The 24,360-nt window shown below is 53.0% G+C and carries 18 protein-coding genes; 12 read left to right on the top strand and 6 right to left on the bottom strand.

The window, feature by feature from the left end; translation table 11 throughout:
* Positions 1-83 precede the first annotated feature (83 nt).
* On the bottom strand, positions 84-1,133 hold the full coding sequence (gene aroG, locus HMPREF2726_RS05040; protein WP_070602455.1) for a 3-deoxy-7-phosphoheptulonate synthase AroG: 1,050 nt from the start codon (positions 1,131-1,133) through the stop codon (positions 84-86).
* 536 nt (positions 1,134-1,669) lie between these two features.
* On the opposite strand from aroG, the gene HMPREF2726_RS05035 reads away from it, so the two are divergent.
* The 6 genes from HMPREF2726_RS05035 to asd all read left to right on the top strand — a co-directional run bounded on the left by HMPREF2726_RS05035 (position 1,670) and on the right by asd (position 9,752).
* Complete coding sequence (locus HMPREF2726_RS05035) at positions 1,670-2,734, top strand: 2,3-butanediol dehydrogenase (RefSeq protein WP_070602453.1); 1,065 nt, start codon at positions 1,670-1,672, stop codon at positions 2,732-2,734.
* 634 nt (positions 2,735-3,368) lie between these two features.
* Positions 3,369-4,004, top strand: a complete 636-nt coding sequence (locus HMPREF2726_RS05030) for a spore coat protein U domain-containing protein (RefSeq protein WP_070602451.1) — start codon at positions 3,369-3,371, stop codon at positions 4,002-4,004.
* Between the two features lie 41 nt (positions 4,005-4,045).
* The gene (locus tag HMPREF2726_RS05025) at positions 4,046-4,771 is read left to right on the top strand and encodes a fimbrial biogenesis chaperone (RefSeq protein WP_070602449.1); all 726 of its coding nucleotides are present in this window, start codon (positions 4,046-4,048) and stop codon (positions 4,769-4,771) included.
* Between the two features lie 37 nt (positions 4,772-4,808).
* Complete coding sequence (locus HMPREF2726_RS05020) at positions 4,809-7,226, top strand: fimbria/pilus outer membrane usher protein (RefSeq protein ID WP_070602447.1); 2,418 nt, start codon at positions 4,809-4,811, stop codon at positions 7,224-7,226.
* Complete coding sequence (locus HMPREF2726_RS05015) at positions 7,217-8,332, top strand: Csu type fimbrial protein (RefSeq protein WP_070602445.1); 1,116 nt, start codon at positions 7,217-7,219, stop codon at positions 8,330-8,332. The genes HMPREF2726_RS05020 and HMPREF2726_RS05015 overlap by 10 nt, the downstream gene beginning before the upstream one ends.
* A gap of 304 nt (positions 8,333-8,636) precedes the next feature.
* Positions 8,637-9,752 carry an aspartate-semialdehyde dehydrogenase gene (asd, locus tag HMPREF2726_RS05010; RefSeq protein WP_070602443.1) on the top strand — a complete coding sequence of 372 codons (1,116 nt, stop codon included), beginning with the start codon at positions 8,637-8,639 and terminating at the stop codon, positions 9,750-9,752.
* 248 nt (positions 9,753-10,000) lie between these two features.
* Here the strand turns inward: asd and dapD are convergent, their stop codons facing one another.
* The 3 genes from dapD to HMPREF2726_RS04995 form a co-directional block, all read right to left on the bottom strand.
* Positions 10,001-10,822 carry a 2,3,4,5-tetrahydropyridine-2,6-dicarboxylate N-succinyltransferase gene (gene dapD, locus HMPREF2726_RS05005; RefSeq protein WP_070602441.1) on the bottom strand — a complete coding sequence of 274 codons (822 nt, stop codon included), beginning with the start codon at positions 10,820-10,822 and terminating at the stop codon, positions 10,001-10,003.
* A 242-nt stretch (positions 10,823-11,064) separates the two neighbouring features.
* The gene (locus tag HMPREF2726_RS05000) at positions 11,065-12,396 is read right to left on the bottom strand and encodes an MFS transporter (protein WP_070602439.1); all 1,332 of its coding nucleotides are present in this window, start codon (positions 12,394-12,396) and stop codon (positions 11,065-11,067) included.
* A gap of 221 nt (positions 12,397-12,617) precedes the next feature.
* Positions 12,618-13,655 (bottom strand): LacI family DNA-binding transcriptional regulator, encoded by a 1,038-nt coding sequence (locus tag HMPREF2726_RS04995; protein ID WP_070602437.1) that lies wholly within the window; start codon positions 13,653-13,655, stop codon positions 12,618-12,620.
* Positions 13,656-13,950: 295 nt separating this feature from the next.
* Here HMPREF2726_RS04995 and pgi point away from each other — a divergent pair, with 295 nt between their 5' ends.
* Entirely contained in the window at positions 13,951-15,579 is a 1,629-nt protein-coding gene (pgi, locus tag HMPREF2726_RS04990; RefSeq protein WP_070602435.1) for a glucose-6-phosphate isomerase, read from the top strand.
* 599 nt (positions 15,580-16,178) lie between these two features.
* On the opposite strand, the gene HMPREF2726_RS04985 is transcribed toward pgi, so the two are convergent.
* On the bottom strand, positions 16,179-16,907 hold the full coding sequence (locus tag HMPREF2726_RS04985; RefSeq protein WP_003776493.1) for a YebC/PmpR family DNA-binding transcriptional regulator: 729 nt from the start codon (positions 16,905-16,907) through the stop codon (positions 16,179-16,181).
* Positions 16,908-17,279: 372 nt separating this feature from the next.
* Between HMPREF2726_RS04985 and HMPREF2726_RS04980 the strand changes: the two genes are divergently transcribed.
* The 4 genes from HMPREF2726_RS04980 (at position 17,280) to HMPREF2726_RS04965 (ending at position 21,530) form a co-directional block, all read left to right on the top strand.
* On the top strand, positions 17,280-18,698 hold the full coding sequence (locus HMPREF2726_RS04980) for an alanine/glycine:cation symporter family protein (protein WP_009311049.1): 1,419 nt from the start codon (positions 17,280-17,282) through the stop codon (positions 18,696-18,698).
* Between the two features lie 157 nt (positions 18,699-18,855).
* The gene (locus tag HMPREF2726_RS04975; protein ID WP_009311048.1) at positions 18,856-20,451 is read left to right on the top strand and encodes a peptide chain release factor 3; all 1,596 of its coding nucleotides are present in this window, start codon (positions 18,856-18,858) and stop codon (positions 20,449-20,451) included.
* An 89-nt stretch (positions 20,452-20,540) separates the two neighbouring features.
* Complete coding sequence (locus HMPREF2726_RS04970) at positions 20,541-20,918, top strand: hypothetical protein (protein WP_009311047.1); 378 nt, start codon at positions 20,541-20,543, stop codon at positions 20,916-20,918.
* A 90-nt stretch (positions 20,919-21,008) separates the two neighbouring features.
* On the top strand, positions 21,009-21,530 hold the full coding sequence (locus HMPREF2726_RS04965; RefSeq protein ID WP_003767670.1) for a hypothetical protein: 522 nt from the start codon (positions 21,009-21,011) through the stop codon (positions 21,528-21,530).
* A gap of 269 nt (positions 21,531-21,799) precedes the next feature.
* Here the strand turns inward: HMPREF2726_RS04965 and gap are convergent, their stop codons facing one another.
* Positions 21,800-22,831, bottom strand: coding sequence for a type I glyceraldehyde-3-phosphate dehydrogenase (gene gap / locus HMPREF2726_RS04960; protein ID WP_009311046.1), 1,032 nt, complete (start codon positions 22,829-22,831; stop codon positions 21,800-21,802).
* A gap of 521 nt (positions 22,832-23,352) precedes the next feature.
* Between gap and HMPREF2726_RS04955 the strand changes: the two genes are divergently transcribed.
* Positions 23,353-24,252: a metal ABC transporter solute-binding protein, Zn/Mn family gene (locus HMPREF2726_RS04955; RefSeq protein WP_009311045.1), complete on the top strand. Its 900-nt coding sequence runs from the start codon at positions 23,353-23,355 to the stop codon at positions 24,250-24,252.
* Positions 24,253-24,360 lie beyond the last annotated feature (108 nt).

The following is a 24,360-nucleotide window of genomic DNA, read 5'->3' as shown; positions in this document are numbered from 1 at the left end:
GGAGGGGATGTCCAACTTTTGGGGTGCAGTTCAACCCACACACAGACTTTTCAGACGACCTCTTTTTCGCCACACAAACCGATTTAAGGCGCGACCCGTTTACGGTTTGCTGCAGCCAAAAGCGCGAGCATTTCTTCGGTGGTATCCCAGCCGATGCAGGCATCGGTAATGCTTTGCCCGTAAACCTCGGGCTTGTCCTGTCTGCCTTCGACCAAATGGCTTTCCACCATCACGCCCATAATATTGTCTTCGCCGTTTTCCAGTTGCGTGGCGACGTCTTGGGCAACTTCCATCTGCCGTCTGTAATCTTTACGGCTGTTTGCGTGGCTGCAATCGACCATCAGCTTGGGCGACAAGCCGGCTTTTATCAATTGCTCCGCCGCCGATTTGACGTGTTCGGTGCTGTAATTCGGCTCTTTACCGCCGCGCAGGATAACGTGGCAGTCGGGATTGCCGCCGGTATGCACAATGGCGGAATGCCCCGCTTTGGTTACAGACAGGAAGTGATGCGGATGACTTGCCGCGCCAATCGCGTCGATGGCGATTTTCAAATTGCCGTCCGTACCGTTTTTGAAACCGACCGGACAAGACAGGCCGCTGGCGAGTTCGCGGTGTACTTGGCTCTCCGTCGTCCGCGCACCAATCGCGCCCCAAGAAATCAAGTCCGCGTAATATTGCGGCGTAATCATGTCGAGGAACTCCGTCGAAGCGGGCATGCCCATATTGTTCAGCGTCAGCAGCAAGCTGCGTGCCTGACGCAGGCCGTAGTTGATGTCGAACGTGCCGTCCAAGTGCGGGTCGTTAATCAGACCTTTCCAACCCACCGTTGTACGCGGTTTTTCAAAATACACGCGCATCACAATCAGCAATTCTTTTTCATATTTCTTGCGCAACACCAGCAAACGTTCGGCGTATTCCAATGCAGCTTTGGTGTCGTGGATGGAACACGGACCGATAATCACCAGCAGGCGATTGTCCTTGCCGTGAACCAAATCGGCGATTTCATGCCGCGTGCGGTGTACCAGCCCCGCCGCTTCCTCGGAAATCGGCAGTTCGTACAAATGGGCAATCGGCGGCAGCAGCTCTTTGACTTCTCTAATCTTAATATCGTCGGTAGGGTATTGTTGGGTCATTGTTATTGCTTTCAAATTCAGATAAATCGAGGCATAGATTACCTTCTTTACCTGTTTTAAACAAGCCTTTCGCCTATCTCTCAGCAATTTTATTTCAAAAATTTAATTTTTTACTATTTTTATATATTTAAATTTCTAAAATTCAAATTTTTTCGCAATAAAATTTTGATTAATTCAATAAGCAATACCTGCGTTGTCAACAATTTCCATTTTCCCCCAATAATCCTCCCGCCTTTCGACAGCATACTTTTGCCGAATACCTCAAGACTATTCCGCCTAAAACTTGACCACGAACAAGCCCCGCTTTGTTTTTACGCAAGCCGACATATCACTCACATCGAAATGTAGTAAAATAACAAAATATCAAAGCAATATCGCGCAGCCTGTGTTGCTTATCCTACACAACCCGCCCTGCCGCATCATTAAAATAAACATATACTCGTCGCACATCCCACACATCCTTCCCGCCCTTACTGAAAAGCCGTCCTACCTTTCAGACGACCTTTCTTTTCAACCTCAAAACAAGGAGCGTTACAATGAAAGCAGCACGTTTTTACGATAAAGGCGACATCCGCATCGAAGACATCCCAGAACCGACCGTCGCCCCCGGCACCGTCGGCATCAACGTCGCCTGGTGCGGCATCTGCGGTACCGACCTGCACGAATTTATGGAAGGTCCGATTTTCATCCCGCCCTGCGGCCATCCGCACCCGATTTCCGGCGAGTCCGCGCCCGTAACGATGGGACACGAGTTCTCCGGCGTGGTTTATGCCGTCGGCGAAGGCGTGGATGACCTCAAAGTCGGACAACACGTCGTGGTCGAACCCTACATCATCCGCGACGACGTACCGACCGGCGAAGGCAGCAACTACCACCTCTCCAAAGACATGAACTTCATCGGTTTGGGCGGCTGCGGTGGCGGTCTTGCCGAAAAAATCGCCGTCAAACGCCGCTGGGTGCATCCGATTTCCGACAAAATCCCGTTAGACCAAGCCGCTTTGATTGAGCCCCTGTCCGTCGGTCATCACGCTTATGTCCGCAGTGGCGCGAAAGCAGGCGACGTCGCATTGGTCGGCGGCGCAGGTCCGATCGGTTTGCTGCTTGCCGCCGTGTTGAAAGCCAAAGGCATCAAAGTCATCATCACCGAATTGAGCAAGGCGCGCAAAGACAAAGCCCGCGAATCCGGCGTTGCCGACTACATCCTTGACCCGTCCGAAGTCGACGTCATCGAAGAAGTGAAAAAACTGACCAACGGCGAAGGCGTGGACGTCGCATTCGAATGCACCAGCGTCAATAAAGTGCTGGACACCATGGTCGAAGCCTGCCGTCCGACCGCGAAGGTCGTCATCGTATCCATTTGGAGCCACCCTGCCACCATCAACGTCCACAGCGTCGTGATGAAAGAGCTGGACGTGCGCGGCACCATCGCCTACTGCAACGACCACGCCGAAACCATCAAACTGGTGGAAGAAGGCAAAATCAACCTCGAACCTTTCATCACCCAGCGCATCAAGCTGGACGAGCTGGTTTCCGAAGGCTTCGAGCGTCTGATTCACAACAACGAATCCGCCGTCAAAATCATCGTCAATCCCAACCTGTAAACGCCTGACGGATTGATAGAAACACAAAGGTCGTCTGAAAACCTCAAACCGAGATTTTCAGACGACCTTTTTATCTGCAAAGACAATTCACCCCATCATCCACAATATCCGTCGGGCTATTGCCCATCAGTTATAGTGGATTAAATTTAAATCGACGGCGTTACCTCGCCTTAGTTCAAAGAGAACGATTCCTCTAAGGTGCTGAAGCACCAAAGTGAATCGGTTCTGTACTGTCTGTACTGTGCGGCTTCGTGGCCTTGTCCTGATTTAAATTTAATCCACTATATTTCCAAACACTACCCAATCTACTGCCCAAACATCTGCAAAGGTCGTCTGAAAGCCAACCTCAAGAAACTAAAGCTTCTTTTAAACGCTTTCAGACGACCTCTTATCCAATTTAAATACCGAATAAAAGATAATCTTTGCAAAAACACAACAAAAAATAATACAAAAATTTACAAAAAACACAGGAACTTATAAAATGCCAAACAATAACAGTTGCAACAATAATCACAAATCATAATAATGTCATATATACCGTTCAGGCAAAAAAGCCTGCCGTATATCAGTTACACAGAAATATTACGGAGACTGTGTCAATACACACCTAAACTCACATACAAGGATAAATCCGATGAAAACACGTTTTACTTTAACTTCTCTGGCCCTGGCTTCTCTCATGATGATGGGCAATACTGCAATGGCTGCTGTTGTTCCTAGCGGCACGAGCCAATTTTTCAATGTCAAACTGACAGTAACTGGATCATGCGAAGCATTCACTGTTGCCAGCGGAAAAACAGATGCAATTACAGCCGAAGGGGATGTAACTTCCGGTGCAGACATTGACTTTGCATCCCACCTTGCAGAAACCAACAGTGCCGAACTAGAAAAAGACAATGTCGGTAAAGCAGCAAACGGTATCCAAGTCAGCTGCAGCAAAAACACCGTATTCCAAGTTGCTTTAGAACCAAGTAATACCAATGCGGACGGCACTGGTTCCATGAGCGGTCTGAAAACTAACAACCAAGATAAAATTGCATACCAGCTCTTCAAACCTACTATCAACAATCCAGGAACAGAAACTGAAGCAGTTAGTGATAACATTAGTTCAAACAAATGGGGTAAAGGCGCCAACGCCTTGTCTTTAGTAGGCAAAGGTACAACCACCCCTATTATGCTGCCTGTATTTGCCAAAGTCGGAGTGGGCGAGTTGACAAACAAAACCCCTGACACCTACCAAGACCGCGTAAAAGTAACCCTGACCTACTAATCCGGTTTACTCCCTCAAAACAAAACAACTAAAAAATCCTCATGCAAAAAGCAATCAGCACACTTGTCGGTATGCTGACGGCGGCAGCGGTTTTACCAAGCCATGCCGCCGGCTTGCAAGTCAGTCCGACATCGCTTTCCCTGCCCGCCAAACAGCGGGCGGGTATTTTTACTTTGGGAAACAAGGGCGCAGAGCCGTTGACGGCACAAGTGCGCGTATTCCGTTGGACGCAGGACGCAAACGGCGGTGAAGTGCTCGAACCCACCGATGCCGTCATTGCCAGCCCGCCCATGGTCAAACTGGAAGCGGGTGCGCAGCAGCAGTTCCGCGTGATGCGCGTCAAACCGTCCGACAAACAGACTGAAGAAGCCTACCGCCTGATTGTGGACGAGCTGCCCGCTCCCAATGCGAAACCGCAAAAAGGCATTCAGTTGGTGATGCGCTATTCGCTGCCGCTGTTTGTCAACGTTCAAAACAATGCCGAACCGAAGCTGCAATGGCGCGCGGAAAAAGCCGCGAACGGCAAAGCGGTTTTGGTTGCCGAAAACACGGGCAATGCCCATGCGCAACTGAGCAATATTACTTTTCAGACGACCTCTGCCAAAGACGCCTTGACGCTGGCAAACGGTTTGGCAGGCTACGTCCTGCCGGGCAACACTTGGAAACGCGAATTGGAAGTTTCCCCCGCCTCTCTGAACCAAGGTCGTCTGAATGCCACGGTAAACGGTATGCCGATCCAAACGGAGGTACGGTTTGCCGCCCCATGACCTAAGGACACGGCTCACCCGGCTGAGTGCCGCGCTGATGCTGTGTTTCTACGCCCTGCCCTCTCCTGCTCAAGACATCCTGACGCAGGCGGCGCCTGCTACCTACGAGCAGGCATGGCTGACTGTTTACCCGCAGGTCAAAGTCAACGGCAGCATACGCGACGGTATCGAACCCTTCATGTCGCGCAACGGCGTGCTGTATGCGCGTCCCGAATCCCTGCGCGCCTACGGCATTGCCCTACCCGACACAGAAGCTGCCGAAGCAGGCAAAAACGGCGTTGTGCCTGAAATTCAGGACGGCGCATCCGCACCCGGCGCGGGCGTATGGTTCGAACTCTCCGCCATCCCCGGCTTGCAGGCGAAATACGATGCCGCCGCGCAAACCCTTGACCTCACTGCCCCCCTCGAATGGCAGCCCGACCTGAAAACCGCCCGAATCGGCGCACCGCAGGAAAACCGCTACGCCATCGCCAAACCCGGCTTTGCCGCCGTTCTGAACTACGACACCAACGTCTCATACAACAACTCCGGCAGCGGCACGCAGGGTGTTTTCGGCGAAATGCGCCTGAGTACGCCCTGGGGCTATCTGAACCACACCCAATTTGCCAACCGTAGCCGCAACAAAGAAAGCGGCTCCCGCAGCAATACCGCCCGCCTGGATACCTATTGGCGCACCGTCTGGCCCGAACAAGGCATATCGCTGACCGTCGGCGACACCCTGACCGGACAAATCGGCTCATGGGGCGGCACACGCATCGGCGGTATCAAAATCTCCCGCACTTACAACACCCGCCCGTGGAAACAAACCGCCCCGCTGCGTTCCTACCTCGGTAAAAGCACCCTACCCGGCACGGTCGACCTCTACCTCGACGGCGTCAAACAAATGAGCCGCGACATCGAAGCGGGCGAATACGAACTCATCCTGCCGCCGTCCATCAGCGGCCGCAGCAACGCCCAAGTCGTCGCCACCGACGTACTGGGGCGCACCGTCGTCGTCGATATGCCGCTTTACGGCGGCAGCGGACTTTTGGCAAAAGGCTTGAACGAATGGTCGTTTGAAGCAGGCTACGTCCGCCGCGATTACGGCATCCGTTCCGCCAAATACCAATCCGACCCCGCCGCCTCCGGCACACTGCGTTACGGCGTCAGCAACACCCTGACCGCCCAAATCCACGGCGAAGCCGCGCGCGGCTACCGTCAGGCGGGCATTGCCGCCGATACCGTATTGGGTTCGCTCGGACAACTCAATCTTAATTATGCCGAAAGCCGCTTTGCGGGCAAAACAGGACGGCGCGGCAGCGCGTTTTTCAGCACCCAATGGGACAGGCTCTCCTTCAGCGCGGGCGCAAGCCGTACCAACGGACAATTTGCCGAACTGGGCGATACCGCATACGGCGCCGACTTTTTCAAAGCCACACGCCATCCCGCCACCTCCGCATCCGCATCCGCAGGCTGGAGCAGCGACAAACTCGGCTCATTCAGCCTGTCCTACGTCCATTCCCATACCGAAGGCAGTCCCGCCGACGGCGTAGGCTCGTTCGGCTGGAGCCGCAGCTTCAAAAAAAGCGCTTCACTCTATGCCGGCGCCAATAAAAACTTCCGCAACAAACGCGAACTGAGTTTCCACGCAGGCCTCTCCGTCAGCCTTGACAACGGCTACTCAACCTCCGCGGGCATCAGCAGAAACAAACACAACACCAGCTACCAAGCAACCCTGAACAAAACCAGCAGCGGCATGGGCAGTACCAGCTGGGGCATAGGCTGGCAGCAAAACGACAACGCAAACGGCAGCCGCAGCAATACCTTCAACGGCAACATCCGCCATCAAAACACCTACGGCGACGGCTGGGCAAACGTTTACAGCCAAAGCGGCAACAGCAACTGGAACGCAGGCTGGAGGGGCGGTCTCGTCCTCATGGGCGGCAGCCTCTTCGCCACCCGCCAAGTCAACGACAGTTTCGCCGTCGTCAGCACCGGCGATATGGCGGACGTCCCCATCCGCGCAGGCGGCATGCCCGTAGGCAAAACCAACCGTAAAGGGCTGGCACTGATCCCCGGCCTCTCCGCCTACCAAAAAAACACCGTCAGCGTCGATATTGCCGAATTGCCGTTGGACGTCCAGCTTGAACACACCGTCGCCGAAATCGCCCCGCCCGAACGCTCGGGCATGCGCGTCGAATTCAAAATCCAGCGTACCCGCGCCGCCACCATGACGCTGAAAGACGCACAAAACCAATTACTCCCGAGCGGCGGCAGCATTACTGCCGAAGACGGCACCCCGGCAGCCGTAACCGGCTTCGACGGCAAAACATATATTGAAAACATGAAAGAAGGTAGAAACCGCTTCACAGTCATCCTCCCTGAAAACGGCGGAACTTGCACCTTCGAAGCGGAATACCCTGAAACACACAATCCGGATTCCATCCCGGAACTGGGAGACATCATATGCAGATAAATATAAAGAGAGGTCGTCTGAAAACCGCAAACCGTCTTTTCCGACAAATGACATTGCCTGCCGTATTCGGACTGCTGTCCCTGTCCGCAGGACAGACTTGGGCAAACAGTGGCGAAGCTGGAAGATTTGTACAATGCACCGCCACAGTGCAAGGCAATGGAACTTTCAACGGACAGCCTGCCTTGGTATTCGGAAGCCAAGGCAACGGCGTCAACCTTCTGAACAACAACCAGCCGGAAGATATTCAAGCCACCATTAACTACACATGCTCCAACACCATTACCCAACCCTTAAAAGTACGCCTGTGTTTCAATATTGACGGGGGTCAGGGCTCAACAAGCATATACACTCCACGGAAGATGTTTTATACCCAAAACCGTTCCCAAACGCTGCAACTGTTATTACTTAAATCCGATAATACTTACTGGGGAACGGATAACACGGCAAACTCTCCCAGCAGTGCCAGCACAGATATCATGCGCATCCCAGCCAAAGACACTGTCACAGGAAGCATGACTATTAAAGCAAGATTGGTTAGCGGACAAAGTAATATCATACCCACGACCACTGGGCACTCTTATCTCTCGAACTTTATCAATGGCTCTACCGCCTTAAGTTGGAGGGCTGCATATGATACTGCTCCCGACCCTGTCGATTGCGGGGGATTCCTAACCAACCAACGTTTCCCCTTTTACGTCCAAGCCCATGTTGCGCCCGTTTGCGAATTCATCTCCGCCGACGACATCGACTTCGGCACACACACCGCAGGCAGTACCAACCTGAAGCAGTCGGGCAACCTCACCGTCCGCTGCACCAACGGCACGCCCTACACCGTCGGTCTGATTCCTTCCAACAACAATCAGGAAGGCAGGGGCGAGATGAAATCCACCAATCCCGCCAACACCGACAAAGTCCCCTACCGCCTCCGAAAAGGTACCTATGCAACTGCTCCTTTTTGGGGCAATAAGCCATCTGCTCCGGGCAAGGCGCAAGAGTTTACCGGCGACGGCAGCAGCCAGACACACACCATCTCGGCAGAAGTCCAAAACACTGACTACACCCCGGGCGAATATAAAGACAAAGTAACTGTCGATATCCGATACTGATCCGAAAGGTCGTCTGAAAAACAGTGCGGCATTTCGGTTATCAAAATGCTTGCTCGAACTGTGCTTTCAATGATGCTGGCGTTCCTGCAAAACCTTGAATCTTTCCCAAATGCAAGCCTGCGACTTATCGTCAGGTTTGCTTTCGGAACATTCCGGTTTGGCAGGAACGCTTTTTTTCAGACGACCTCCCCCATACACTCCCGAAACAGCATAAAAAACTTTACATTTACCTCAAACAGGTTTAAAACTCTTCCTTTTCCCCTATTCAGAAATTTGTTAACAATTTCCCTCTAAGGAGCTCAACATGAAAGTAGGTTTCGTCGGCTGGCGCGGCATGGTCGGTTCGGTTTTGATGCAGCGTATGCAAGAAGAAAACGACTTCGCCCACATTCCCGAAGCATTCTTCTTCACCACATCCAACGTCGGCGGCGCGGCACCTGATTTCGGTCAGGCGGCTAAAACATTATTGGACGCGAACGACGTTGCCGAACTGGCGAAAATGGACATCATCGTAACCTGTCAAGGCGGCGATTACACCAAATCCGTATTCCAACCCCTGCGCGACAGCGGCTGGAACGGCTACTGGATTGACGCGGCATCCTCCCTGCGTATGAAAGACGACGCGATTATCGTCCTCGACCCCGTCAACCGAAACGTCATCGACGACGGCCTCAAAAACGGCGTGAAAAACTACATCGGCGGCAACTGCACCGTCTCCCTGATGCTGATGGCGCTGGGCGGCCTGTTCCAAAACGACTTGGTCGAATGGGCGACCAGCATGACCTACCAAGCCGCATCCGGCGCGGGCGCGAAAAATATGCGCGAACTCATCAGCGGCATGGGCGCGATTCACGCCAAAGTAGCGGACGAGCTTGCCGACCCTTCCAGCGCGATTCTCGACATCGACCGCAAAGTGTCCGATTTCCTGCGCAGCGAAGACTATCCGAAAGCCAATTTCGGCGTACCGCTCGCCGGCAGCCTGATTCCGTGGATTGACGTGGATTTGGGCAACGGCCAGTCCAAAGAAGAATGGAAAGGCGGCGTGGAAACCAACAAAATCCTCGGCCGCAGCGACAACCCGACCGTAATCGACGGCTTGTGCGTCCGCATCGGCTCTATGCGCTGCCACAGCCAAGCCATCACCCTGAAGCTGAAAAAAGACCTGCCCGTTTCGGAAATTGAAGCGATTTTGGCAGGCGCAAACGACTGGGTGAAAGTCATCCCTAACGAAAAAGAAGCCAGCATCCACGAGCTGACCCCTACAAAAGTTACCGGTACACTGTCCGTTCCCGTCGGACGCATCCGCAAACTGGGCATGGGCGGCGAATACATCAGCGCGTTCACCGTCGGCGACCAACTGTTGTGGGGCGCAGCCGAACCTCTGCGCCGCGTATTGCGCATCGTGCTGGGCAGTTTGTAAGATTCGCAGACCAAACAAAAAAGCAACGGTTTATCCGTTGCTTTTTTATGGCAAAGAAAACAGCATCCAACCATGCTGAGCGATGCCGTCCTAACTTTAACCGATTCACCCTATGAAAAGGTCGTCTGAAAACCCGAAATCCGGTTTTCAGACGACCTCTTTCCATTCAAACAAGGGAAACCGTTTGCCTGAAGCCCGTTTATGTTTCCGGCTGTTTCAGACGACCCCTCCCCTTTTCTGTTTGCCGATTAAATACCGCGCAGCAATTCGTTGACGCTGGTTTTGGCGCGGGTTTGCGCGTCCACGCGTTTGACGATGACGGCGCAGTAGAGGCTGTGGCTGCCGTCTTTGGAAGGCATGCTGCCAGATACGACAACCGAGCCTGCCGGTACGCGGCCTTGGTAGATTTCGCCGGTGGTGCGGTCGAGAATTTTAGTAGATTGACCGATGAACACGCCCATGGAAATCACGCTGCCTTCTTCGACAATCACACCTTCGACGATTTCGGAACGCGCGCCGATGAAGCAGTTGTCTTCAATGATGGTCGGGCTGGCTTGCAGGGGTTCGAGTACGCCGCCGATGCCGACGCCGCCGCTCAAGTGGACGTTTTTACCGATTTGGGCGCAAGAGCCGACGGTCGCCCAAGTATCGACCATTGCGCCTTCGTCAACGTATGCGCCGATGTTGACATAAGACGGCATCAGGACGACGTTTTTGGCAACAAAGCTGCCGCGACGCGCAACGGCACCGGGTACGGCGCGGAAACCGGCGGCGCGGAATTCGTCTTCAGACCAGTCGGCAAACTTAGTCGGCACTTTGTCGTAGTATTTGTTCACACCGTCGTTGAGGACTTCGTTGTCTTGGATGCGGAAGGAAAGCAAGACGGCTTTTTTCGCCCATTCGTTGACTTTCCATTCGCCCACGCCCAAACGTTCGGCAACGCGCAGTTTGCCTGAATCGAGTTGGCGGATGGTTTCCAACACGGCTTCTTTGACTTCGGGGGTAACGGTGGTCGGGGTGATGTCCGCACGGTTTTCAAAGGCGGTTTCGATGATGTTTTGCAAAGACATGAGGATTCCTTTTGAAGAGGGTAAAAGGTCGTCTGAAAAATTCAGATGACCTGCAAACAGGCGGTATTTTGCCATGTAAACGCTTTGCCGTCAGCTTTTGCGGGGATACGGCGATATTCCGACCAATCCGGGCTTCCATAAACCGTCTCCGCCGTTTAAAACAAATCGGCACAATCAAAACAAAAAGGTCGTCTGAAAACCTTAATTCCGGTTTTCAGACGACCTTTTGGCAAGTCCCTGAATCAGCCTGCCGATTCTACGCCATAAGGTTTGTTTGACGTTTTGATGGTCAGGGTCAGTACGGCGGCGATGATAAGGAGGACACCGGCAAAAGTCATGGCATGTCCCGGGTCGGCGCCGAGCAAGTTCTCATAGATTTTACTGAAGGTAAGGGTTTGGATCAGCATCGGAATCACAATCATCATGTTGACGATGCCCATATACACGCCGTAGCGCTCTTTCGGGATGGAATGCACGACAATCATAAACGGCACGCCCATCATACTTGCCCAGCCGATACCGAAGCCGATCATTGGGGCAAACATCAGGTATTGATTGGTGATGTGCGGAATGGTCAAAAGGGCAAGTGCGGCAAGGGTAACGGCAAAAGCGTGGACGTATTTGGCGGCGTATTTGCGCGCCATCCACATCAGTCCGAAGGCGGAAATGAAGGTAACGACGTTATAAAAACCATTGACCAGACCAGTCCATGCCACTGCTTCCTCATATGCGGCTTTGTTGGCAGAGGTAGCATCCCATACAGATCTGGCGATACTGTGGGAGATGTATTGCCAGTAGATGAAGAGTGCGTACCATTGGAAGAGATAAACCGAAGCGAGCTGCCACAAGGGTTTCGGCATGTCTTTGATGGCATGGTAAATTTCTTTAACCGCTTCAACAGGGCCGCCGGATTGGGCTTTAATCGCTGCCAGCTCTTCAGGAGGCGGCTCATGTTCGGGGGTGGACAATACGGTCACTAAAACAGAGCCGATGGAGCAGACGGCGCCGATATAGAACGAGCCGAATACCCAGTAGGGGATGCCTGCTTCAGAGGTTTGTTGCAACCAGCCGATTTGCTTAAAGATATAGAGCGATACATTGGCAAGCGTAATGCCCAAGCCGGTAAACACGGACTGCATCAAGAAGCCGGTAGATTGTTGGCGTTCGGGGACGGTATCAGCGATAAAGGCACGGAAAGGTTCCATGGCGGTGTTGTTGCTGATGTCCAAGAGCCACAGCAGCAATACGGCAACCCACAATGCGGTAACGTGCGGATAGAAGAACAGACACAAGCTGCAACCGATGGCGCCGAGCAGGAAATACGGACGGCGGCGACCGAGCCCGGGAATCCATGTACGGTCGCTCATGGCACCGATAAGGGGCTGCACCAGCAAACCGGTAATCGGTCCTGCCATATTGAGGTAAGGCAGTTTTGCAGGGTCAGCTTGTAAGAAACTGAAAATCGGATTGATGGCGGTTTGCTGCAAACCGAAGCTGTATTGAATGCCGAAGAAGCCGAAGTTCATCAGCATAATCTGGCGAAGCGTCAGGGATACTTGTGGGGAAATCTTCATTTTGAAGCGACTCCTGGACTGTATAAGAAGAAAACATGGAACAACAAACTGCGAGAAACACTGCATAGTTGAAGCGGTTGTGCCGCTTTCTTTATTCTTTGGCGTATCGTGTTGATACGTTGCAAATGGATAGCGTGATGTGTTGTTTGTGTTTTCAGACGACCTTTTATTGTCGCGTATTGTGTCTGTCTCATGAAGCAGACGTCGTCTGAAAGGATGTTTTACTTCAATACCGTGACCGACTGCCGCCAAATCGTTTCCCCGACAACCCGAACGGGCGGACGGACGGTTTCTTTGGTCTCGATAATGTCGAACAGGATTTCCGCCGCCAGCGCGCCCATGCGCATATAGGGCAGCTCGGTGCTGGTCAGCGGCGGGAACAGGGTTTCGGCAATCGCGCTGTGGTTGTCGTAACCTGCCACCGATACCTGCTCCGGAACGCGTACGCCGCGCGTCCTCAAAATGCCGTAAACGCGGACCGCCATTTCGTCGTTGCCGCAGCAAATGACCGTCGGCGGGTCGGCAAGCGACAACAGCTTCAACACTGCCGCAATCAAAGGTTCGCTGTCGTTGGCAAAGTCGGTGATGCCGGTTTGCACCAAGTCAGGATCGAACACCATGTCCGATTCGCCCAAAGCGCGGTGGTAGCCCGCCAAACGCAGCCGCGTCGCTTCTGCGCCTGCCTGCAAGGTGATGTAGGCGATACGGCGGTGTCCGTGACGGATGATGTTGCGTACCAAATCGTATTGCCCGCGCTCGTCGTCCGGCAAAACCGACGGCGTACCCGCCGCGTCGAAACAGTTGACCAAAACCATCGGGCAGCGGTTGGGCATTTCGGGCAGGACGATTTCGCGGTGCGATTCGGTTACATACAAAATGCCTTCCGCGCGGTGTTCCATAAACGTCCTGACCAAAGGGTCGATTTGCTCGTAGCGGTTGTCCGTATCCGCAATCATCAGCGTTTTGCCCGCTTCGCGGATTTTCTGCTGGATGCCTTTGATTAAAAACATATCCGGCAGACCGTGTACCCCGCCGTATTCGCCCGTGCGCGAGATGGCGCCGGTAATCAGTCCGACCAAGTCCGAACGGTTCGACCGCATCACCCGCGCCGCCGAAGACGGGATATAACCCAAAGCGGCAATTGCTGTTTCGACTTTTGCACGGGTTTTGTCGCTGACCGGCGCATCGCCGTTGATGACGCGGCTGACCGTTTTGGGTGAGACGCCCGCATAAGCAGCAACATCATAAATTGTAGCCATCTTACGACTCCCGCCTCATCCCTGTTTCATTTGATTACGAAGCATATCACACCTGACATCGGTGTCATACCGAAAAATTTACAGAACTTTGATAAAAATCAATCATATAAATTGCATATTGCATACAATTCTTAACCAAACCGGCTCCCCGCATTCGCCAAACCCGCGCCCCTTTGTTAAACTACATACGACTACATAAATATTTACCCTATCGAACCAATCACTACAACGACAATCTATAACTGAATCACATCCCCCGAATGAGCGGGGAGAACCCAATTCCGAAGGAAACCCGATGACCGCATTTACCGAAGCATGGCAAGCCCTTGAACAACACCGGCTCGACACACAACACCTCCACCTGCGCGACCGCTTCGCCGCCGAACCCGACCGCTTCGGCAATATGCACGAAACCCTCGACGGCCTCCTCTTCGATTACAGCAAAAACCGCCTCGGCGAAGACACTTTGCAACTCTTGTGCCGCCTTGCCGAAGCCTCGCCCCTAGCCGGACAAATGCACGCCATGCAAAACGGCGAAAAAATCAACCTCAGCGAACACCGCGCCGTCCTCCATACCGCCTTGCGCCTGCCGCCTGATGCCGCGCCCGTTTACGTTGACGGCGAAAACATCCTCCCCAAAATCCACCGCGAACTCGACCGCGCCCTCGCCTTCGCCGAATCACTCAACAACGGCAGCCACAGGGGCATCACCGACAAACCCATCACCGACTTCGTCCACATCGGCATAGGCGGCTCCGACCTCGGCCCCAGAATGTGCGTAGAAGCCCTCAAAGCCTACCGCCAAAACATCCGCGTCCACTTCGTCAGCAATTCAGACGACGCCGACATCAGCCGCACACTCGCCCACCTCAAGCCCGAAACCACCGTATTCAGCATCGCCAGCAAATCCTTCCGCACGCCCGAAACCCTGCTCAACGCCTACGCCGCCCGCGCATGGTATCGGGATGCAGGTTTACCCGAATCCGGCATCTACCGCCACTTCTGCGCCATCTCCTCCGACGTTGCCGCCGCCCGAAACTTCGGCATCGCACCCGACAACGTCTTCGCCATGTTCGACTGGGTCGGCGGACGCTATTCCGTCTGGTCAACCATCGGCCTGCCCGTCATGGTCGCCGTCGGCACAGACCGCTTCCGCGAACTCCTCGCCGGCGCGCACGCCATGGACACCCACTTCTTCCAAACCCCCTACCGCCGCAACATCCCCGTCCTCATGGCGCTCATCAGCATCTGGTACAACAACTTCCAGCACGCCGACGGACAAACCGCCGTCCCATACAGCCACAACCTGCGCCACCTCCCCTCGTGGCTCAACCAGCTCGACATGGAAAGCCTCGGCAAAAACCGCACCGCCGACGGCCGTCCCGTCCCCCACACCACCGGCGGCATCGTCTTCGGCGAAGAAGGTGTCAACTGCCAGCACGCCTATTTCCAACTCCTCCACCAAGGCACACGGCTCATCCCCTGCGACTTCATCGTCCCCATGACCACCGCCTACGGCATCAACCGCCAACACCGCTTCACCGTCGCCAACGCCTTCGCCCAAGCAGAAGCCCTGATGAAAGGCAAAACCCTCGAAGAAGTTCGCGCCGAGCTTGCCGATTTGCCCGAAGCCGAACGCGAACGCCTCGCCCCGCAAAAAGAATTCCCCGGCAACCGCCCGAGCAACAGCCTCCTCCTCAGCGCCACCGACCCCCGCCGCCTCGGTATGCTCATGGCGGCATACGAACACCGCACCTTCGTCCAAGGCGCAATTTGGGGCATCAACCCCTTCGACCAATGGGGCGTCGAATACGGCAAAGAACTCGCCAAAACCATCGAACCCGAACTCGACCGCGGCAACCCGCAGCACGACAGTTCCACCAACGGCCTCATCGCCTTCTACCGCGCCAGCCAAAACCGATAGGCAGTTCAAACATAAAAGGTCGTCTGAAAACCTATAGTGGATTAAATTTAAATCAGGACAAGGCGACGAAGCAGCAGACAGAGAAACCGATTCACTTGGTGCTTCAGCACCTTAGAGAATGTCTCTTTGAGCCAAGGCGAGGCAACGCCGTACTGGTTTAAAGTTAATCCACTATACATCGGGTTTTCAGACGACCTTTGTGTGTTCATCATTTTCGTGGACAGAGTCCACGCTACGGAACTTGTGTTGCCAAGAAACTTTGTAGCGTGGGCTTCGCCCACGAACCACTTAAGATTTCAGACGACCTGTCCGCCAGTCAGCTTCGTGGGTAGAACCCACGCTACGGATACCGCGCCAGCCAAAACCGGTAGGCATTTCAAACATAAAAGGTCGTCTAAAAACCTGCATTGAGTTTTTCAGACGACCTTTGTGTGTTCATCATTTTCGTGGACAGAGTCTACGCTACGGCACTTGTGTCGCCAAGAAACTTTGTAGCGTGGGCTTTGCCTACGAGCCATTGAAGATTCCAACAAACAACCCGCCAAAAATCCCAGACGCAAAAAAAGCAGACCCATCAGGTCTGCTTTCAATCTTTCTTATTAATCCAGATTCAAAACGGCGGAGGTGTAAACGTCCTGCACGTCATCCAAATCTTCCAACGCGTCAATCAGTTTCTGCATTTTGACGGCGTCTTCGCCGGAGAGTTCGGTTTCGTTTTGGGCGCGCATGGTGACGTCGCCGTCAACGGATTTGTAGCCTGCGGCTTCCAATGCTGCTTTTACGCCCGCCCAATCGTTCGGGGCGGTGATGACTTCGATGGAGCCGTCGTCGTTGGCAATCACGTCTTCCGCACCGGCTTCCAGAGCGGCTTCCATCAGCGCGTCTTCGTCAACGCCGGGTTCGAACACCAAATAACCCTGGTGCACGAAGTTGAACGCCACGCAGCCGTCGGTGCCCAAGTTGCCGCCGTTTTTGGTGAACGCATGGCGCACGTCGGCAACGGTGCGGGTTTTATTGTCGGTCAGGCAGTCCACCATCAGCGCCGCGCCGCCGATGCCGTAGCCTTCGTAGCGCAATTCGATGTATTCCACGCCTTCCAAATTGCCCGTACCTTTGTCGATGGCGCGCTGCACGTTGTCTTTGGGCATATTGTTTTCGGCAGCTTTTTCCAAAGCCAGGCGCAGGCGCGGGTTGGCGCCGGGATCGCCGCCGCCCATGCGGGCCGCGACGGTGATTTCTTTAATTAAACGGGTGAAGATTTTGCCGCGTTTGGCATCTTGACGGGCTTTTTTATGCTGGATATTCGCCCACTTGCTATGACCTGCCATATATGGATTCCTTTCGATTTTCCGCCTTATCCGGCGGGCTCTTGCTCATTTTCAAAGGGCGCATTTTAACATAGGTTGAATATACCTAAAATATTCAGACGACCCTGCATTCTGCCTAAAAGGTCGTCTGAAAACGCCAATAGCGCCCGACAAACGCAAAAATCTTGTCTTTGCCCAAACCTGACCCTTTTTTTCGTTTGCCTCACAAAAGGTTTACGGTATCATGCAGGCCTGCTTCAGGATTGTTGACAACTTGGGGCGAAACGGACGAAGCCGGCCTGCTCGCCGCGCCGTCCGACACAACGGCATTCAACGGAGTAACCGCCGCCGGATGCCGTCATCTGTTCATTTTTCAATATAAGGTTTGTAATTATGGAAAAAACATTGTCTGCACTGGTGGGCGCAGTCAATCTGATTCTGTGGGACTACCTGCTGATTTACGCCCTTTTGGGCATCGGCCTGTTTTTCACACTCTATCTAGGTGCGCCGCAGATTACCAAATTTGGCGAAGGCCTCAAATCCGTCTTTGGCGGTTTGTTTTCCAAAAAAGACAAAGACGATAAATCTTTGTCGCAATTCCAAGCACTCGCCGTTGCCGTCTCCGCCCAAATCGGCACGGGCAACGTCGCCGGCGTGGCAACCGCCATTACCGCAGGCGGGCCGGGCGCGATTTTTTGGATGTGGCTTTCCGCCGTTTTGGGGATGTCCACGATTTTTGCCGAAGCCCTGCTCGCGCAAAAATACCGCGTCGTCAGCCACGGCAAATACATCGGCGGCCCCGCGTTCTACATCACGCACGGCCTGACCCCGAAAATCGGGCGCGGCGCGGCGCGTTTCTTATCGGGCTTCTTCTCCATCGCCCTGATTATCGCACTGGGTTTTATCGGTAACGCCACGCAGGCAAACTCCATCGCCTCCTCCGTTACCATCGCCTTTAACGTACCGGCATTGGCAGTAGGCATCACCCTCGCCGTCCTTGCGGGCATGATTATCGTCGGCGGCGTAAACCGCATCGCCAACATCGCCCAATTCGTCGTGCCGTTTATGGCGATTATCTATATTTTGTGTGCGGTCGTTATCCTGTTTGAATTCTCCGACCACATCGTACCGATGTTCAACCACATCTTTACCGCCGCCTTCAATCCCGAAGCTGTGTTAGGCGGCGCGGCAGGTATCGGTATGCGCGAAGCCGTCCGTTACGGCGTGGCACGCGGGCTGTTTTCCAACGAAGCGGGTATGGGTTCGACGCCGCACGCGCACGCAACCGCCGACGTGAACCACCCCGTTCAACAAGGCTTGGCGGCATTTATCGGCGTGTTCATCGACACCATCTTGGTCTGCACCGCCACCGCGCTGATTATCCTCCTGACCGATGCCAACCTTTCCGGCGAACAAGGCGCGGCGGTGACCCAATTCGCCTTCAGCAAAGCCTTCCCTGGCTTCGGTTCGCAACTGCTCGCCGTCTGCCTGACCTTCTTCGCCTTCACCACCATCATCGGCTGGTACTACTTCGGCGAGTCCAACATCCGCTTCCTCTTCAGGGGAAAACACTTGGGCATCTACCGCGCGCTCGTGCTGCTGGCTATCGTGTTGGGCACGCTGGGCAAAGTCGATTTGGTTTGGAGCCTGTCCGATATGTTCAACGGCTTTATGGTCATCCCCAACTTAATCGCCCTATTCCTCTTGCGCAAAGAAATCCGCGCCGTTTACGACGATTATCTGGCGCAGAAAAAAACAGGCAAAGGCTTGTCCTACCAATATGAATTCCACGAATTCCACGACAAGGCTTAATCCGCCATCGTGAAAAGGTCGTCTGAAAAGCTTTCAGACGACCTTTTTTATCCCCTAATCATTGAACCGATTAATGTTTTTTTGTACAATCCCCGCCATCTCAATCCTTTCTCAGGCCGTCGGAAAAGCGGCCTGAACCTTTTTGCAAAGAAAGCCCATGTCCCAAGAAATCCTCGACCAAGTGCGCCGCCGCCGCACGTTTGCCATCATCTCCCACCCCGACGCAGGTAAAACCACGCTGACTGAAAAACTCTTGCTGTTTTCAGGTGCGATTCAGAGCGCGGGTACGGTGAAAGGCAAGAAAACCGGCAAATTTGCCACCTCCGACTGGATGGAAATCGAAAAGCAGCGCGGCATTTCCGTGGCATCAAGCGTGATGCAGTTCGACTACAAAGACCACACCGTCAACCTCTTGGACACGCCGGGACACCAAGACTTCTCCGAAGACACCTACCGCGTTTTGACCGCCGTGGACAGCGCGCTGATGGTCATCGACGCGGCAAAAGGCGTGGAAGCGCAAACCATCAAACTCTTGAACGTCTGCCGCCTGCGCAATACGCCGATTGTCACGTTCATGAACAAATACGACCGTGAAGTGCGCGACTCTTTGGAATTGCTGGACGAAGTGGAAAATATTTTAAAAATCCGCTGCGCGCCCGTCACTTGGCCGATCGGCATGGGCAAAAACTTCAAAGGCGTGTACCACATCCTGAACGACGAAATCTATCTCTTTGAAGCGGGCGGCGAACGCCTGCCGCACGAGTTCGACATCATCAAAGGCATCAACAATCCCGAATTGGAACAACGCTTTCCGCTGGAAATCCAGCAGTTGCGCGACGAAATCGAATTGGTACAGGCTGCTTCCAACGAGTTCAATCTCGACGAATTTCTCGCCGGCGAACTCACACCCGTGTTTTTCGGCTCGGCGATTAACAACTTCGGTATTCAGGAAATCCTCAATTCATTGATCGACTGGGCGCCCGCGCCGAAACCGCGCGATGCGACCGTACGCATGGTCGAGCCGGACGAGCCGAAGTTCTCCGGATTTATCTTTAAAATCCAAGCCAATATGGACCCGAAACACCGCGACCGCATCGCCTTCTTGCGCGTCTGCTCCGGCAAATTCGAGCGCGGTATGAAGATGAAACACCTGCGCATCAACCGCGAAATCGCCGCGTCCAGCGTGGTAACGTTCATGTCGCACGACCGCGAGCTGGTGGAAGAAGCCTACGCGGGCGACATCATCGGCATCCCGAACCACGGCAACATCCAAATCGGCGACAGTTTCTCCGAAGGCGAACAACTGGCATTCACCGGCATCCCCTTCTTCGCACCCGAACTGTTCCGCAGCGTCCGAATCAAAAACCCGCTGAAAATCAAGCAACTGCAAAAAGGTTTGCAACAACTCGGTGAAGAAGGCGCGGTGCAGGTCTTCAAACCGATGAGCGGCGCAGATTTGATTTTGGGCGCGGTCGGCGTGTTGCAGTTTGAAGTCGTTACCTCGCGCCTCGCCAACGAATACGGCGTGGAAGCCGTGTTCGACAACGCATCCATCTGGTCGGCGCGCTGGGTATCGTGTGAAGACAAGAAAAAACTAGCGGAGTTTGAAAAAGCCAATGCGAGCAATCTGGCGATAGATGCAGGCGGAAACCTCGCCTACCTCGCCCCCAATCGCGTGAATCTGGGACTCACGCAGGAACGCTGGCCGGACATCGTGTTCCACGAAACGCGCGAGCATTCGGTGAAATTGTAAAATGCAGATCAGGTCGTCTGAAACCCTGACAGGACAGACGATTAGAATCTTTTTTATGCAATCTACGTCTATGATTTAAAGGAATGTTGATGAAAAAACAAATTGTATTGGCTGTTGCCCTGCTTCTGACCACTGCTGTCGCAAATGCCGGCGGAGCCAAACTCTCCTGCGGCAAACAGAAATGGGATGGAACAGAATTAGGCGTAACAAAATGCCGTTATTCAGGTAACTCTTTATCTGACGCTTATACTGCTGCTTTAAAAAAAGAGGGGCAAAACGGAGTACTGCCCAAAACCCTGCCAACCCGTAATATGAAACGTCAAATAAACGAAGAAACGGAAACCTCCATTCAATGGACCGGCAAAAAAATAGTCAATGTTTGCGTAAATAGCGAGGGATTCGATTGTTTCGAATTGAAACAGCAAAAAGATCATGTGGATGTTACATTTACAGTCGCAACACCATAAATCTTGGTTTAGGTCGTCTGAAAACTCAGTATGGCAACAAATATGGATACCTGATACAGCCGACCAATTTTGCCTAATTCGGAGAAAATCATGCAAAAACTGCTTTTAGCGGCAGTATTCATGGCAAGCATGCAATTTGCTGCCGCCGAACGCGCACCCATAGCAATTCCTAAAAAAGTACAGGAAGCCATCAATGAAGATAAACAAACCTGCCGTGAAATGGGGGGAAAATTCTCTGTTGGTCAGGCTTTGGATATTATCGATTTGAATAACGACGGTTATCATGATTTTGTCTACGACATGAGCAAGGTCACTTGCGCCAACGCGCCTGATCTGGGCGGCTCCGGCGGCTGGGCGGTCACTGTTTTTGCAGGTCAACCGGATGGTTCTGCCAAACAGGCATTTCTTCATGGCGCAGTCGGAACAAAAATCATCGACAACAAACTTTATTTAGGCGTGGGTGGAGAGCTATGCGGCGAAGACACACGCGGTAAAGTACGCGCACAATATCAAAATTGTATCCGTCCGCTACAATGGAATGCACGCAAGAAAGTGTTTGAGTTTGCGCCCGTCTCACAGAAAAAACCTTTCCCCAAAAGCTTGCAGCGTTAAGGATAAAATCAATCAGTCGGTCGTCTGAAACCCGTAAACTGCACCTTCACAAAGGTGCAGTTTTTTTATTCCTGCCTGCAACTAGGTGCTTCATCTTTTTAGGTATGACGACAACCATGAGTGTTGCAGTTTGAGATTAAAAAAGCCGAGTCCTGCAATATACAGAACCCGGCTTATAGAAAACGTCCGAACAATCTCTTATACGCGCCCAAATTTTGCCGGGCAATTCAAGTTTTCAGACGACCTTTTAGCGTATCAAACCATCCGTTTTATTCAAACGGGCGTACTTCCAAACCGAACATACGGCGGGCGGTATTCAGCATTTGGCAGCTAAAGCCCCACTCGTTGTCGTACCAAGCGAACACTTTGACCATGTTGCCGTCGGTTACTTTGGTCAACGTTGCGTCAAAGGTACTGGCTTGGGTAGTGTGGTTGAAGTCCATAGACACCAGCGGCAGTGTGTTGTAGCCCAACACGCCTTTCAGACGACCTTCTTCTGAGGCGGCCTTCATCAACGCATTGATTTCTTCGACACCCGTATCGCGCGCGGCTTGGAAGCTCAAGTCCACCAATGAGACATTGACGGTCGGCACGCGGATGGCAAGGCCGTCGAGTTTGCCTTTCAATTCGGGCAAGACCAAACCGACGGCTTTCGCCGCGCCGGTTTTGGTCGGAATCATGTTTTCCACACCGCTGCGGGCGCGGCGCAAGTCTTTATGGCGCACGTCGGTCACGGTTTGGTCGTTGGTCAGGGCGTGAATGGTGGTCATCGCGCCTTTGACGATGCCGATGTTTTCGCTCAATACTTTGGCGACGGGGGCGAGGCAGTTGGTGGTGCAGGAAGCATTGGAGATGACGGTCATGTCGTCGGTAATCACGTCGTCGTTCACACCGTAGACGATGGTCGCGTCAACATCAGCCTCGCCCGGTGCGGAAATCAGCACTTTTTTCGCGCCGCTTTCAAGATGGACATTGGCTTTGGATTTGCTGGTGAACGAGCCGGTGCATTCCATCACCAAGTCCACGCCCAAGTCGCGCCAGGGCAGTTCGGCAGGGTTGCGGGTGGAGAAGAATGGGATTTTGCGGCCGTTGATGATGAGGTGGGTCGCATCGTGGGAAATATCGGCATTAAAGCGGCCGTGGACGGTGTCGAATTTGGTCAGATGGGCGTTAGTTTCGAGGCTGCCGCTGGCGTTGACGGCGACGACTTCAAGTTGGTCTTGCAGGTTGTAATCGTAGATGGCGCGTAATACTTGGCGGCCGATGCGGCCATATCCGTTAATGGCGACTTTAATGCCCATGTTTTTTCCTTTTGGGGTATAGGGTGGTTAACTGATTCGCACATTATAGCAAATTTGTAGTGTGATGTAATTAACATTTTATCAAACAAATCTTATTCAATCATATCTGCTTATTTTTATCCCAAAAAGATAATGAATTATTTTGTTCTAAAAAATTCCATATAAGGAAATTTATATTTCAATTATATTTAAAATATACGCATTTAATCTTGGTTTCCCACTCTCTCAAAAAAGGGAAAACCTGCATCTTCCTGATTTTATTTATTTGAAAAAGATAATCTCTAACCAAAATCCGCTACATCACGCAACAAAACTCCCCGCCATTCCTTCTCTTTTATCTTTAAAATCAATAAATACAATTCCATTTCTAATTTCATAATAAATTAACAAACCTCTGCCCTCCTCCCAAATCCCCCGTTTTCAAGGCATAAAGCGCGTTCTTAAGCGGAGGCTGCTTGAAGATTCCGTCCCACTGTTTTAAAATAAAAATGTTACGTTATATCAATCTGGAGAGAGAAAACATGAAACATTGGAAACTCGGCGTCATCGCTGCATTAATGTCCGGCGCAATTTATGCAGCCCCGATGAACGTCGTTACCAGCTTCAGCATTTTGGGCGACGTTACCAAACAAATCGGCGGCGACCGTGTTGCCGTGCAAAATTTGGTCGGTGCCAACCAAGACACCCACGCCTATCACATGACCAGCGGCGACATCAAAAAAATCCGCGGTGCAAAATTAGTCCTGCTCAACGGCTTGGGCTTGGAAGCGGCTGACGTGCAGCGTGCCGTCAAACAAAGCAAAGTCCCCTTCGCCGAAGCAGCCAAAGGCATACAGGCGCTTAAAGACGAAGAAGGCGAACATCATCACGACCACGAAGGCCACCACCACGACCACGGCGAATTTGACCCGCACGTCTGGAACGACCCCGTTTTGATGACGACCTACGCCCAAAACGTCGCCAACGCCCTGATTCAGGCAGACCCCGAGGGCAAAACCTATTACCAACAACGCTTGGGCAACTACCAAGTGCAGCTGAAAAAACTGCACAGCGACGCTCAAGCTGCGTTTAACGCCGTTCCCGCCGCAAAGCGCAAAGTCCTGACCGGACACGACGCGTTTTCCTACATGGGCAAACGCTACAATATCGAGTTCATCGCCCCACAAGGCGTGAGCAACGAAGCCGAGCCATCCGCCAAACAAGTGGCTTCCATCATCCGCCAAATCAAACGCGAAGGCATCAAAGCCGTGTTCACCGAAAACATCAAAGACACGCGCATGGTTGACCGCATTGCCAAAGAAACCGGCGTCAACGTTAGCGGCAAACTCTACTCCGACGCACTCGGCGGCGCACCTGCCAATACTTATATCGGCATGTACCGCTACAACGTCAAAGCCTTGACTGATGCGATGAAAAAATAAAACCGCAGAATTCAGCGTGAGCGGATAAATCGAAAGGTCGTCTGAAACAAGCTTGGCAAATTAAGCCAAAACCTGTTTCAGACGACCTTTTATAGTGGATTAACTTTA

Origin of the sequence: Neisseria sp. HMSC074B07 (genome assembly GCF_001810355.1) — a bacterium.
Taxonomy (GTDB): domain Bacteria; phylum Pseudomonadota; class Gammaproteobacteria; order Burkholderiales; family Neisseriaceae; genus Neisseria.
This window is presented reverse-complemented; position numbering and strand designations above follow the sequence as displayed.